General features: G+C 66.9%; 11 protein-coding genes. 7 read left to right on the plus strand and 4 right to left on the minus strand.

Annotated elements, in window-relative coordinates:
• Positions 1-38: 38 nt before the first annotated feature.
• Positions 39-1,361: an NAD-dependent succinate-semialdehyde dehydrogenase gene (locus ACG2LG_RS16710; protein WP_396260874.1), complete on the minus strand. Its 1,323-nt coding sequence runs from the start codon at positions 1,359-1,361 to the stop codon at positions 39-41.
• A 98-nt stretch (positions 1,362-1,459) separates the two neighbouring features.
• Between ACG2LG_RS16710 and ACG2LG_RS16715 the strand changes: the two genes are divergently transcribed.
• The 3 genes from ACG2LG_RS16715 to ACG2LG_RS16725 all read left to right on the plus strand — a co-directional run bounded on the left by ACG2LG_RS16715 (position 1,460) and on the right by ACG2LG_RS16725 (position 5,319).
• The gene (locus tag ACG2LG_RS16715) at positions 1,460-2,485 is read left to right on the plus strand and encodes a hypothetical protein (RefSeq protein WP_396260875.1); all 1,026 of its coding nucleotides are present in this window, start codon (positions 1,460-1,462) and stop codon (positions 2,483-2,485) included.
• Between the two features lie 69 nt (positions 2,486-2,554).
• The gene (locus ACG2LG_RS16720) at positions 2,555-3,766 is read left to right on the plus strand and encodes a Gfo/Idh/MocA family protein (protein WP_396260877.1); all 1,212 of its coding nucleotides are present in this window, start codon (positions 2,555-2,557) and stop codon (positions 3,764-3,766) included.
• A 35-nt stretch (positions 3,767-3,801) separates the two neighbouring features.
• Positions 3,802-5,319 carry an FAD-binding oxidoreductase gene (locus tag ACG2LG_RS16725; protein WP_396260879.1) on the plus strand — a complete coding sequence of 506 codons (1,518 nt, stop codon included), beginning with the start codon at positions 3,802-3,804 and terminating at the stop codon, positions 5,317-5,319.
• A gap of 53 nt (positions 5,320-5,372) precedes the next feature.
• On the opposite strand, the gene ACG2LG_RS16730 is transcribed toward ACG2LG_RS16725, so the two are convergent.
• From ACG2LG_RS16730 to ACG2LG_RS16740, 3 genes are all read right to left on the minus strand, one after another.
• Positions 5,373-5,633, minus strand: coding sequence for a Txe/YoeB family addiction module toxin (locus ACG2LG_RS16730; protein ID WP_396260952.1), 261 nt, complete (start codon positions 5,631-5,633; stop codon positions 5,373-5,375).
• A 2-nt stretch (positions 5,634-5,635) separates the two neighbouring features.
• Entirely contained in the window at positions 5,636-5,893 is a 258-nt protein-coding gene (locus ACG2LG_RS16735) for a type II toxin-antitoxin system Phd/YefM family antitoxin (protein ID WP_396260881.1), read from the minus strand.
• Between the two features lie 136 nt (positions 5,894-6,029).
• Positions 6,030-6,614, minus strand: a complete 585-nt coding sequence (locus tag ACG2LG_RS16740) for a hypothetical protein (RefSeq protein ID WP_396260883.1) — start codon at positions 6,612-6,614, stop codon at positions 6,030-6,032.
• Between ACG2LG_RS16740 and ACG2LG_RS16745 the strand changes: the two genes are divergently transcribed.
• From ACG2LG_RS16745 to ACG2LG_RS16760, 4 genes are all read left to right on the plus strand, one after another.
• Positions 6,604-7,938: a Gfo/Idh/MocA family protein gene (locus ACG2LG_RS16745; RefSeq protein WP_396260884.1), complete on the plus strand. Its 1,335-nt coding sequence runs from the start codon at positions 6,604-6,606 to the stop codon at positions 7,936-7,938. The genes ACG2LG_RS16740 and ACG2LG_RS16745 overlap by 11 nt on opposite strands.
• 79 nt (positions 7,939-8,017) lie before the next feature.
• Positions 8,018-9,337, plus strand: a complete 1,320-nt coding sequence (locus ACG2LG_RS16750) for a Gfo/Idh/MocA family protein (protein ID WP_396260886.1) — start codon at positions 8,018-8,020, stop codon at positions 9,335-9,337.
• A 20-nt stretch (positions 9,338-9,357) separates the two neighbouring features.
• Entirely contained in the window at positions 9,358-11,745 is a 2,388-nt protein-coding gene (locus ACG2LG_RS16755; protein ID WP_396260888.1) for a ThuA domain-containing protein, read from the plus strand.
• 8 nt (positions 11,746-11,753) lie between these two features.
• Positions 11,754-12,623: a sugar phosphate isomerase/epimerase family protein gene (locus ACG2LG_RS16760; protein WP_396260890.1), complete on the plus strand. Its 870-nt coding sequence runs from the start codon at positions 11,754-11,756 to the stop codon at positions 12,621-12,623.
• The last annotated feature ends 65 nt before the right edge of the window (positions 12,624-12,688 follow it).

Raw genomic sequence — 12,688 nt, forward strand, 5'->3', positions numbered from 1 at the left:
ACGTCGTAGCAAATCGACCCGTGCTGACGATGGTAAAATCAGGCCTGATCCGTAACCTCCTCGCGGACGATCGTCTTCACGTTCACGAACTCGCGAATCCCCTCGCGTCCCAGTTCCCGGCCCCATCCGCTGTCCCGGATCCCGCCGAAGGGCAGGCGCGGGTCGGAAACAACCTGCGCGTTGATCGCCACGGTGCCGGCACGCAGCTTGCAGGCGATGCGCTCGCCCATTTCGAGGTCGCCCGTGAATACCGCCGCCCCGAGGCCGAAAGCGGAGCGATTGGCGAGTCCGACAGCCTCGCTCGGCCCGTTGACCCGGCACACCGCGGCGACCGGCCCGAAGGTCTCATCATCGAAAAGCGGCATGCCGGGCGCGACGCCGGTCACCAGCGTGGCCGGATACCACGCGCCCTCCCGGTCCGGGATTTCGCCACCCATCAGCACCTTGGTCCGCGGCCCGGTGCTCGCGACCACCTGGCGGTGCAACTCGTCGCGCAGGTCCTTGCGGGCCATCGGTCCGAGCCGGGTGTCGGGATCGAGCGGGTCGCCCATGCGGTAGGCCTTCAACTCGTCCCACAGGCGCTCGACGAACTCGTCATGCACCGGCGCGGCGACCAGCAGGCGCTTGGCGGCGATGCAGCTCTGCCCGTTGTTGATCATCCTCGCCTGCGCGCAGATGGCGGCGGCATGCGCCACATCGGCATCCTCCAGCACGAGGTAGGGGTCGCTGCCGCCGAGCTCGAGCACCGGCTTCTTGAGGTGCCGCCCGCAGTTGGCCGCCAGCTCACGACCCGCCCGGGTGCTGCCGGTGAAGGTCACGGCCGCGACCCGCTCGTCGGCGATCAGTTCCGCGACCCCGCTGCCGGGCACATCGACCCACGCCAGCAGGTCGTTGCGACCGCTCGCTTCCTGGATCAGTTGCTCGATCGCCCGCGCGCAGGTCTTCACGTTGGAGGCATGCTTCAGCAGTACGCGGTTGCCCGCCATCAGGGCCGGCGCGACGAAACGGAAGACCTGCCAGAAGGGAAAGTTCCACGGCATCACCGCGAGCACGATGCCCAGCGGCGCGCAGGTCACCCTCGAGTCGGCACGCCCGGAGTCGATCGCCTCGTCGGCGAGAAACCCCAGGGCGTGATCGGCGTAGAAGCGGCAGACCCAGGCGCACTTCTCCGCCTCGGCCCGGCCCTGCGAGACCGGCTTGCCCATCTCCCGGGCCATCATCACGGCGAACTCCCCCGCCCCGGACTCGAGCCGGTCGGCGATCGCCCGCAACCACCCGGCCCGTTCCTCCATGCCTTCCGCGCAACCCGGTACCAGGGGTGCGTCGAGCCGCGCCAATGCGGATTCGATTTTCTCGTCCATGCCCCATCATCGCGCCGGATGGCCGGACTTTCCAGAGACGATCCCACCCGGGAGGGAAAGATTGAACCGGAACGCTTCCCCCGGCACCCTTCAACCCCATGAACCGCCTCATCGGTCTTCTGCTGCTCCTGCCCGCGCTCACGTGGGCGGAGGACTGGCGCGTGGACCTGCTGGCGGAGGCGGGTTTCGGCACCACCGAGGCCGAGCTTCGCAAGGCGCTGAAAGGGGACGAACTCGACCGGAAACGTCTGGCGACCTCCTATGAGCAACTTGGCTCGGAAAGCTACCCGGAAAGGCAGCGCGCCCAGAAGGCCATCATCTCGGCAGGCCCCGAGGCCCTCGCCTGGCTCAGAGAACAACCACCCACCGACAATCCGGAGATCCACGCGCGCGTGGCAAACATCCGCCGGCTCCTCGAGCTGAACTCCGACGACCGGCGCGACCGAATGGTCGTGCACGCCGCCCGCTCGCTTCTCAGGGAACTCGGCAAGGCCCGCGATCCTGCCACCGGCGGGATCTTCTACGATTGGTTCGGCGACAAGGTTCCCGAGCTCGGGAAGGGCTACCGCCGGTTCCACCTCATGGCCCCGGCGGGCATGAAGTCCAAGGTCGAGGAGCGGACGCTCGTGCACGAGGGCCAGCGCCCCGGCGATGATGACCAACGGCTGGTTCTCCGGGCGACCGAGTGGCCGGGCACCGAGGTCTTCCCGGACCAATTCACCCTGACCGCGACCCTTCAAGGCACGCCGGGAGGCTCCGGAACCTGGCATCTCGGCATCACCGTCGGCGGCGTCCGGGCGCTCTACCATCCGGACTACCGCGGCGGCGGCTTCCGCTTCGAGGGGGTCGATGGCAACAAACACCTCGGAGGCAACCAGAACATGGGATTCACCCCGTCGACCGAGAAGCCCCAGCAGATGCGGGTCTCGGTCCTGCGGCAGGGCCACGACAGCGTGCGTCTCTCCGTGACCGTGACCCAGCAAGGCAGCGATCCCTACGAGCAGACCATCGAGGTGCCCGCCGAAACCATCGGCGCGCTCACCGAAGTGAGCCTCGATCGCAGCGGTCGCAGCGGCGGCGACGCCCGCTTCTCGGAGTTGATGATCGAGGTCGAGGGCGGCTGACGCCGGGTTGCGACTTGCAGGACGCAGTTCGAAGTCGCTTTGCGGGGGACTTTCGAGTCTCCTCCCGCCGTGAAGCAGACTCTCACCTTCGCCGTCATCGGCTGCGGATCCCGCGGCCGCACCTACATGCGGATCGCCCGCGACCTCGGGCACTCGATCGCCGCCTTCGCCGATCCCCTTTCCGAAGCCCGCGAAACGATGCGCGAGATTTCCGGCGACCCGGCCACCCGTGCATTCGAAACCGGCGAGGAACTGCTCGAGGAACCCCGGCTCGCCGATGTCGCGCTGGTCTCGACCCAGGACGCCCAGCACTTCGAGCACGCCAAGGCAGCCCTCCTCCAGGGCTACGACGTCCTGCTGGAAAAGCCCGCCGCCACTTCCTCGGAGGAAGTCGAGGAACTCGCCCGGCTCGCCCGCGACCGGAAACGCAAGCTGCTGCTCTGCTTCGTGCTCCGTTACACCCCCTTCTACCGCGCCCTCAAAAAGGCGGTCGACGACGGCATGATCGGCGACCTTGTCTGCATCAACGCCTCCGAAGGCGTCGGTCCGTGGCACTACTCGCACTCATACATCCGCGGTCACTGGGCGAAGAGTGCCGAGTCCACACCGATGATCGTCGCCAAGTGCAGCCACGACACCGACCTCCTGCACTGGCTCACCGGCTCCGAGGTGACCTCCCTTTCCAGCTATCAGGACCGCCCCTATTTCACGCGTGACCGGGAACCGGAAGGCGCCACCGACCGCTGCACCGACGGCTGCCCGCACGCCGGCACCTGCCGCTACGACGCGCATCGCTACCTCGACGACCAGCGCCGCTGGCTGCGAATGGTCCGCGCCGATGCGGAATCGATGACCGACGAGGACATCCTCGAGTGGCTGCGGACGAGCGACTGGGGACGCTGCGCCTGGCGCTGCGACCAGGACGCCCCGGAACACCAGGTCGTCTCGATGCAGTTCGCCAACGGGGTCACCGCCACCCTCACCATGACCGCCTTCGACACCGGCCGCCGCATCCGCCTCCACGGCACGCGGGGCATCATCGAAGGCGCCACCCATGCCGACGGCCGGGAGCCTTGGATCGAATGCCGCCTCCACGAGGGCGAAACGACCGTCATCCCGGTCGACGACACTCCCTCTGGCGGCTACGCCGGCCACGGCGGCGGTGACTTCGGGCTCATCGAGGCCCTGCCCGACCTGCTGGCCGGCGACGAGGCCGACTTCATCGAGGGCCACCGCATCGCCTTCGATGCCGCCGCCTCGGCCGCCAGGAACTCGGGTTGACCCCGGAGGCTTCCAGCGAGAGGGTTCGCCCCAGCGTGAAGATCCCACCAAAACGCAACCGCTGGGTCAGCCAGGGCACCGCCAAGCCCTCGGGGCGGCCTGCCACCGAGACCGGTTTCCAGGAAGACGTCTTCCGTGAATTGGAATTCGGCGCCGACGAAACCAAGCGCGCCGCCGAGGTTGACCGCATCCTGGAAGTGCTGGTCGCCCGCCTCGGCGACGACAAGGTCTCGATCCGCACCGATGACCTCGAGCTCCACGCCACCGACAAGTGGCACGCCAGCCGCCAGCCCGACGTCGTCGTCTTCGCCGAGTCGACCCTGGATGTGGCCGAGACCCTCGAGATCGCCCACCGCCACCGGGTGCCCGTGACGACCCGCGGTGCCGGCGTCGGCTACGTCGGCGGCTGCGTTCCCATCCGCGGCGGCATCGCCCTCTCGCTGGCGCGCATGAACCGCATCGTCGAGGTCAACCCGGAGGACGGCGTGGCGGTCGTCCAGCCCGGCGTGATCACCGGCGACCTGCAGAAGGCCGCACGCTCGCTCGGCTGGGACTACCCGCCCGACCCGGCCTCGCTCAAGGAGTGCTCGATCGGCGGCAACATCGCCACCAATGCCGGCGGCCCGCGCTGCCTGAAGTACGGCGTGACTCGTAGCTACGTCCTCGGCCTCGAGGTCGTCCTGCCCGATGGCCGCGTGACCCGCTGCGGCGGCCGCGTCCACAAGAACAAGACCGGCTTCGACCTGGTCGGGCTGTTCACCGGCTCGGAGGGCATGCTCGGCGTCGTCACCGAGGCCACCCTCCGCCTGATTCCCAAGCCCCCCGCCCGCTCGATGCTGGCGGCCCTTTTCCCCGACTTCGCCACCGCGGCGGCCGCCGTCCAGGGCGTGCTCGACCGCGGACACCTGCCGTCCGCGCTGGAAATCACCGACAGCTTCACCCTCGCCGCCGCCCGGCGCCGGCTCGGCCCCGACTCGCTGCCCGCCGGCGAGGCGCATCTCATCGTCGAGATCGACGGCCGCCCGCGCGCCGTCGACTACGAGCTCGACGAGCTGGAAAGCCTGCTCGGGGAACTCGGCGCCACCCACATCGACCGCGCCGAGGACGAGGTCGCCTGCGACGCGATCTGGCAGCTCCGCCGCGAGTTCTCCTACTCGCTGCGCGACACCGGCCTGACCAAGCTCAACGAGGACATCGTCGTCCCCCGCTCGAAGCTGGTCGAACTCGTCAACTACGCCCGCGAACTCGAGCGGACCACCGGCATTCCCGTCGCCTGCTTCGGCCACGCCGGCGACGGCAACATCCACACCAACCTGATGGTTGCCGACTACGACGACCCGAAGGTCCGCGAGAAGGCCGATGCCGCCGTCGACCGGCTGTTCCAGTGGGTTCTCGAGCATGGCGGCGCGATCACGGGCGAACACGGGGTCGGCCTGGCCAAGCAACCGTGGATCAAGGCCGCCCTCGGCGAAACCGGCCTCGACGTCCACCGCGCCCTCAAGCGGGCCCTCGACACCAAGGGCATCCTCAATCCTGGAAAGTTTCTCGATTGAACAGACCTCCGGTTAGGAACCCGGCATCTTCCCGCCACCGACGGGCCCGGCCATCATCGGGTGTAGTGGTAGCGCGCTTGGGCGATCCACAGTTCGCCATCCGAGACCTTGTAAACCAAGCGGTGCTCGTCCGTGATCCGCCGGGACCAGTAGCCGGACCAGTTTTCCCGCAAGGGTTCCGGTTTGCCGATCCCTTCGAACGGCGTCGATCGGCACTCGTCAATCAAGCGGATCAAGCGCTTCAGGACTTTCCGATCGTTGGACATCCAATGGCAGACGTCCTCCCAAGCCTGATCCGCAAAGATCAGCCGCAACTTCATTCCGCTTCCGGAAGCGCCCTCTCCCGACCGCGGCCCGATTCGAGCTGGGCGACGGCGGCATCCAGTCTCTCGGCATTCGCCGGTGAGCGGCGCAGGTAGGCAGTCTCCTGCATCGATTCAAAATCGTCGAGGGACATCATCACCACCGCCTGATCGCGCTTCCGCGTGATGATCACCGGCTCCCGGTCGTCGCAGACCGACTGCATCGTGGCCGCCAGAGTCTCGCGAGCGGCCGTGTAAGAAATCGCCTTCACCCGGACAGGATCGCGTACAGGAATATTTCAGCAAGAAGATTTCCCGTTTCGGCACGACCATCGCTGATTGAAAGGAGCGCCGATGATGAAATCGGCTTCTTCCCACCATCCGTCGATGTCGATCCCAGCTTGAACCTCACGCCCCAGACGAGGCTTCGCCGCCGAAGGTCTGGTGCATTCTCCTCAACGCAGCAAGCGCACCTTCAAGTCCGCCCTTGAGGTAGCGGTGGTGAAACACAAATCCACTGTTCAGGGCATCCGGAGTCTGCTCCTCCCGCTCTTGCTTGCTCATCATCCGCACCTCGGAATCGGTGTAGCCGTTCCATGCCTTCGAAGTGCCGGAGAGATCGAAGCCTTCGCTCTTGAGGCTCCTGTCGCACAGCACCTTCAGGGCCCTCGCCTTGCGGTAGCGAATCTCCCCTCCGAAGGTGGCCTCGCCCCCGGCCACGGAGAACTTGTGCCCTCCCACACGATCCCGCCCGGTGATGATGCTGCCTTCGCCGATGTCGACGACGGCATCCCACGGAATGAGCTTGGTGTCGTCATCCCGGCGAATCACATCGAAGGACCGGGTCTTCTCGTTCCAGACACTGTCGGACCCGCCTGAGACCAGGGTGATCCCCTGCGCATCGCTCGCGGATTTCTGCGCATCCGTTCTGGGATCAGGCGGCAAACGTTCGGAATCCGCCGCTTCCACCGTATCCGGGGAGATGACAACCAACGCTCAGTTTTCACGTCGCGGATTTATTCAGAGCACCGGATTGACCGCTGCCAGCTCGTTGATCGGGACCACCGGCAGCCCCGCGGCCACCGGCACCGTCGAGGCACCCGCCATCGTCAAGGGCGTCGAGCCGACCGCCGAGCCGGTGCGGGTCGCTCAGATCGGTATCGGCACCCGGGGCCAGAACCTGATCCAGGCCGCCGGAAGCCGGAAGTCGTGCCAGGTCGTGGCCATCTGCGACGTTTACAAGCCGCACCTCGAGAGGGGCATCGAACCCTCTGGGAATCCCGACGTGGCGACCTTCACGGACTACCGGAAGATGCTCGAGGATCCGAAGATCGAGGCGGTCATCATCGCCACCCCGGACCACTGGCACGAGCGGATGCTGATCGACGCGGTGAAGGCCGGAAAGGACGTCTACTGCGAGAAGGGGTGGACCACCACGGTCGAGTCCGCCAAGCGCATGCGCAAGGCGGTGAAGGACGCCAAGGCGGTGATGCAGCTCGGTCACCAGGGCCGCCAGCTCGCCGCCGCCGACGAAGGCCGCCGGTTGATCGAGGAGGGGGCGATCGGAGAGGTCACCCTGGTCAACACCGGCCGTTTCTTCAACGGCCCCGACGAGCGTCCGCCATGGCGCTGGTACGGCACCTACAGTAACTATGAACGGCCCGATCCGGAGCAGGTCATCCGGGACCTCGACTGGGAGAGCTGGCTCGGCGATGCGCCGGCCATCGATTTCAACGAGCGCCACTTCTGGCACTGGCGTTGCTACTGGCCTTACGGCACGGGCCAGGCGGGCGACCTGCTTTCCCACGAACTGGACCACGTGCAGACGGTCCTGCGCTACGGCATTCCGGACACCTGCACCACCCACGCCCACAACGCCTACTGGAAGGACGACCGCGAGGTGCCCGACACCTGGCTCAGTTCCTTCGTCTTCGAGGACAAGGACTGCTCGGTGATCTACGAGGGCTGCATGAACTCCCGGCGCTCGCAATCGCCGGAGTACATCGGGCGCGACGGCCGGATGATCTTCAACTCGATCGGCCAGAATGCCTCCTTGTTCGAGATCTTCGGCGACGAGGCCGCCCACCGCATCGCCCGCCACCCGAGACCCGAGCCGACGGAGTTCTTCAAGGCCGGCAAGGAGCACCGGCGGCCTGACCACATGGAGGACTTCCTCAACTGCGTCCGCACCCGCGAGAAGCCGCGCTGCGACGAGGACGAGGCCTTCATCGAAACCGCGGTCATCGCGATGTCGATGGAGTCCTTCCGCGAGAAACGGCAGGTCCGCTGGGATGCCGCGAAAGAGGAGATCGTCTGATCCATCCGGAGGGGAGGTCCGGCACCACGATTCCTCCTGAACCGACCATGCCGGGCCATCGGTCCGGCCATCCAAGCCGATGAGAACAACGCCCATGTTTCCCCGCCGCCGGTTTCTGCAGTCCTGCGCCATCGCCGCGGCTCCCATGGTCCTGCCCGCGCGCCTTTTCGGCGCGGAGGCGCCGTCCCGCACGCTCAACGTGGCCGTCGCCGGGGCCGGTGGACGCAGTCGTTCGCACGTCGCCGACTTCTCCCGAATCCCCGGCGTGCGGGTGGTCGCGGTCTGCGACATCTGGCCGCTGAGGACGATGGAGCGAAAGGCGGAGGTCGACCGACAAAACGGCGACACCCACTGCAAGACCTACCACGACTACCGGGAGATGATGGCCGACCCCGAAGTCGATGTCGTCAGCATCGCCGCTCCGGACCACTGGCACGCGCTGATGGCGGTCGAGGCGGCCAACCACGGCAAGCATCTCTATCTCGAGAAGCCCTTCGCCTACTCGATCGAGGAGGGGCGGGCGGTGGTCGAGGCGGTGAAACGCAACGCGGTGCTGCTGCAGCACGGCACCCAGCAGCGGTCGACCCGCTACTTCCAGCGCGCGACCTGGCTGGCGAAGCACGGCTTCCTCGGCGAGATCGAGAAGGTCTATGCGATCTCCCCGGTCGGACACATCGGGGGGGATCCGACCGACACCCGCATGCCGGAGGGCTACGACTACGATTTCTTCACCGGCCCGGCCCCCCGGACGCCGTTCTTCCGCGAGCTGGCGATCCGCAAGGGAACGCCCGGCTGGTACTTCACCTCGGCCTTCGGTGGCGGCTGGGTGACGGCCTGGGGAAGCCACCACGTCGACTCGGCGCAGTTCGCGCTGGGCAAGGACCATGAGGCGCCGGTGAAGGTCGAGGCGCGCGGCAAATATCCCGAGACCGGCATCTTCGACACCTGCCACTCGTGGCATTCCGAGATCACCTACGCCGATGGAAAGAAGATCATCTACCTCACGCAGGATCGCCCGGAGTGCCCGAAGGTGCCCGGCGAAATCGTGGTGGTCGGCAAGAAGGGCTGGGTGGCCGCGACCCGCGGCAAGGTCTGGTCGAATCCGCCCCATCTCGTCGAAAGAAGCTGGCCGAAGGACGACCCGGAGCTGCAACTGCTCGACCGCGGCGGCCAGGCGGAGCACTTCCGCAGCCTGATCGATGCGATCCGGGACGGCTCCCGGCTGACCGCGCCGGTGGAGACCGGGCACCTATCGACGACGCTTTGCCACCTGACCCAGATCGGCATCGACGTGCAGCGGCCGCTGCGCTGGGACGGGAAGACGGAATCGATCATCGATGACGCCCAGGCCAACCGCCTGCGGGGCCGGCCGATGCGCAATCCCTGGAAGCTGGCATGAAGCTCGAAGCACCTCGGATGATGAAACTGTTTTTCCTTTTCCTGACCTGCGGCGCGCTGGCCGCCGCGGAGCTTGGAGACGCGCTGAAGAACTTCGCCACCTACAAGCATGGCGACTCGAAGAAGGTTCTGCACGAGGCAAGGATGGGCGCGTTCCGCGGGGCCGACGACCCGGTGAGGCGGGCGAAGCACGAACAACTGCTGCTCGAATTTGTGCAATCGGAGGCGACCCTGGCAGCGCGGCGCGAGGCCTGCCTGTGGCTCAGTGACCTGGCGACCGAGGCGAGCGTTCCGGTGCTGAAGACACTCGTGGCGGACGAAGATTTTTCCGACCTCGCCCGGGCGGCGCTGGACGCGCTGGGGGAGCGGTCGGCTGCCGGCGCGGCGGCGACCAGCCGGACCGGCCGTTTCAAGGCGGAGGTGATGTCCTCGGATGACCCGGTCGGGGTCCTGACCAGGGCATGGCTCGGCGACGACGAGACCCTGGCGCGGGCGGCCATGGAGGTGGTCGCCGGGGGAGTGGCCGCGAACAAGGCCTGCGAGTGGCTCGGCGCAAACATCACGAAGCTCGGCACGGCGCGCCAGGTGGTGGCGATGAACGTGCTGCTGCGCCTGGATGCACCGGAGAAGGTCGAGGTGATTCGCCATCTTTCGAGCGAAGGTGGCGGCCATGCCAAACTGGCGGCGATCCGGCAGCTCGGAACGGTGGGTCGCGATGAGGACCTTGAACGGCTGTTCGAGTGGGCCGGCGCGGCGGAAGAGACCATGGCCGCCGCCGCCCGGGACGGGCTGCTTGCCGCGCCAGAGGGAGTGCTGGAGGCGCTTTTACAAGGCGCCTTGCGGAGCGACCGCCCCGACCGGCAGGCCAGGGCCATCGAATTGGCCGCGGCGAGAGGCACCACCGCCTGCGTCGATCAACTTCTCGGGGTGGTCGGCGACGAGAACAACCCGAACCGCAAGGCCGCCGCGGCCGCCCTCGGAATGGCATCGCCGCCGGAAGCCTTCGATCAGGTGATGCAGGCCTTCACTTCTGCCGAAGGCTCGCCGGTCGAGAAAGACCTGCAGGCCTCGGTGTGGACCCTGGCGCGCCGCCAGGCCGACTACGCAAAGGCGGCGACCCGACTGAGGGCCCGGGGTGGCGAATCATCCGCGGGAGTCCGGAAAGCATTGGAGTCGATGGCGAACCGTCTGGAGACGCTCAAGCCGGAGGCACCGCTCGATCCGATGGGTGGGCCGCCTCAATCCGGCAGGCCATCCGGAGGTTTCCTGCCGCCGGGAAAGTTTGATGCGGACACACCAAGCCGGTTCGAGGTGGCTGCCTACCTGGACTGTGGACCCCGGGCCACGATCCAGCAGGGAGGCGTGACCCTCGAGTGCCTGAACGGCCGCGACTGGAACAGCGGGCCGGGCACCGATCCCTCGATGTCGGTGGCCTTTGCCGCGGAGTCGCTCGACTTCTCGGTCCGTGGCCTGCTCCCCGATACCGACTACGTGCTCGGCATGACCTGGTGGGATGTCGACGGGAACGGCCGCCGGCAGGCCCTGGACATCAACGGCCGAGAGGTGCTTCCCGACACGCGGGCGGTGGCCTGGGACGAGGGCAAGCCGACACCGGTGCGGATCCGCTTCGCCCTGCTTCCCGGGCAGCTTGTCGATGGATCGCTGAAACTCAGCATCCGCAAGCTTGCCGGCCCGAACGCGGTGTGCAGCGAGCTGTGGATCATGAAGCGAAGCGGGACGGCCGCAGACAAGCAGGTGCTGCTCGTCTCCGGCCAGGACTTCCCCGGGCATCACTGGCGCAAGACCGGCCCGGTGATGGCCGGGATCATCGAGGAGGATCCGCGGATGGAGGTGACGATTTGCGAAACTCCCTACGCGCTCGGCCTCACCCAACTCGACACCTACGACGTGATCTTCCTGCACTTCAAGAACTACGGGGGCCCGCTGCCATCCACCCCGGCGATGCACCAAAACCTCGACCGCCATGTGCGCGGCGGCGGGGGCATGTGCCTTTCCCACTTCGCCTGCGGGGCGATGGAGGAATGGCCGGAGTTCGTGGAGCTTGCCGGGCGCGTCTGGAACGGCGAGGGGCACGACAAGCGCGGCCCGTTCACGGTGCGGGTGGTCGACCCGCAACACCCGGTGACGCGCGGACTCGGGGACTTCGTGACCGACGACGAACTCTACTTCTGCCTCAAGGGAACCGCGGAGATCCACCTGCTTTGCGACGCCTACTCGAAGGTGAAGAAGTCCCCGCAGCCGCAGGCCTTCGCCTTCGAACCTGGCAGCGGGCGGGTCTTCCTCTGCACGCTCGGGCATGACGTTGAGGCCTACGCCGCCTCCGGAGTCCGGCAACTCTACCGGCAGGCGACCGCGTGGGCCGCCGGCTTGAAATCCCCAAACCCATGAATTCCACGATGAAGATTTCCTTCCACACCGACGCCTTCAACACCTCCTTCAAGGACTTCCAGCACTGTGTCGACTGGGCCGAGAAGAACGACGTGCACTGGATCGAGTGCGGACTGATCGACGGGGTCAGCTGGATCCACGGTCTCGGCTACCAGCCGCACGTGGCACTCTACGAGGACCCGCTGATGCTCAGGAACCGGATGGCGAAACAGGGGGTGGCCTTCTCGCAGGTCGATGCCGCCTTTCCGCTATCCGGCGTGGATGGCCCGACCTACGGCGTGCCCTACGTGCTGAAGACCCTGCCGTGGGCGAAACTCGCGGGCTGCGAGCGCATCGCGACCACCGACGGTCTGCACCGGCCGGAAGGACTTTCCGACGAGGATGCGATGGAGATGATGAAGCGCCAGTATGCGCAGATCCTCGAGGTGGCCGAGGCCTACGAGATCACCATCAACATCGAGGTCCATGGCTACTTCACCACCAAGCCCGAGATGCTCGAGCGGATGCTCGACTTCGTCGACAGCGATTTCCTGCGGCTGAACTTCGACACCGGCAACAGCTTTATCGCCGGCCAGGATCCGGTGGCGTTCTGCGAGCGCTTCAAGGACAAGATCAGTCACGTCCACGTGAAGGACGTGAGCGAATCGCTCGCCGCGATCGCCCGCGGTGGACAGACCGGCATCGCGCTAAGCCACTGCTCGGTGGGCGAGGGTGCCAACGCGGACAACATCAAGCGCTGCCTGGAGATCCTGCGGGACCATGGATTCGACGGCCACCTCAGCATCGAGTGCGAGGGACAGGGCGGTCCGCTGCTGGAGAAGTCGCTGCACTGGTTGCGCGGCACATTGAAGGAACTCGAAATCGCGGAGGAACGCTGAGCAGCACCGATGCCGGTTGCCGGGCCGAACCTCCTCCCCCGCCCCGCAAATCCCGGCAATCGCTG

It is taken from the genome of Haloferula sp. A504 (assembly GCF_044385805.1).
Lineage (GTDB): Bacteria > Verrucomicrobiota > Verrucomicrobiia > Verrucomicrobiales > Akkermansiaceae > Haloferula.

Excerpts from the sequence above, each read along its gene's own strand:
- ACG2LG_RS16710 (WP_396260874.1), bottom strand. The coding sequence starts at position 1,361 with ATGGACGAGAAAATCGAATCCGCATTGGCGCGGCTCGACGCACCCCTG.
- ACG2LG_RS16715 (WP_396260875.1), top strand. The coding sequence starts at position 1,460 with ATGAACCGCCTCATCGGTCTTCTGCTGCTCCTGCCCGCGCTCACGTGG.
- ACG2LG_RS16745 (WP_396260884.1), top strand. The coding sequence starts at position 6,604 with ATGACAACCAACGCTCAGTTTTCACGTCGCGGATTTATTCAGAGCACC.
- ACG2LG_RS16750 (WP_396260886.1), top strand. The coding sequence starts at position 8,018 with ATGAGAACAACGCCCATGTTTCCCCGCCGCCGGTTTCTGCAGTCCTGC.
- ACG2LG_RS16755 (WP_396260888.1), top strand. The coding sequence starts at position 9,358 with ATGAAACTGTTTTTCCTTTTCCTGACCTGCGGCGCGCTGGCCGCCGCG.
- ACG2LG_RS16760 (WP_396260890.1), top strand. The coding sequence starts at position 11,754 with ATGAAGATTTCCTTCCACACCGACGCCTTCAACACCTCCTTCAAGGAC.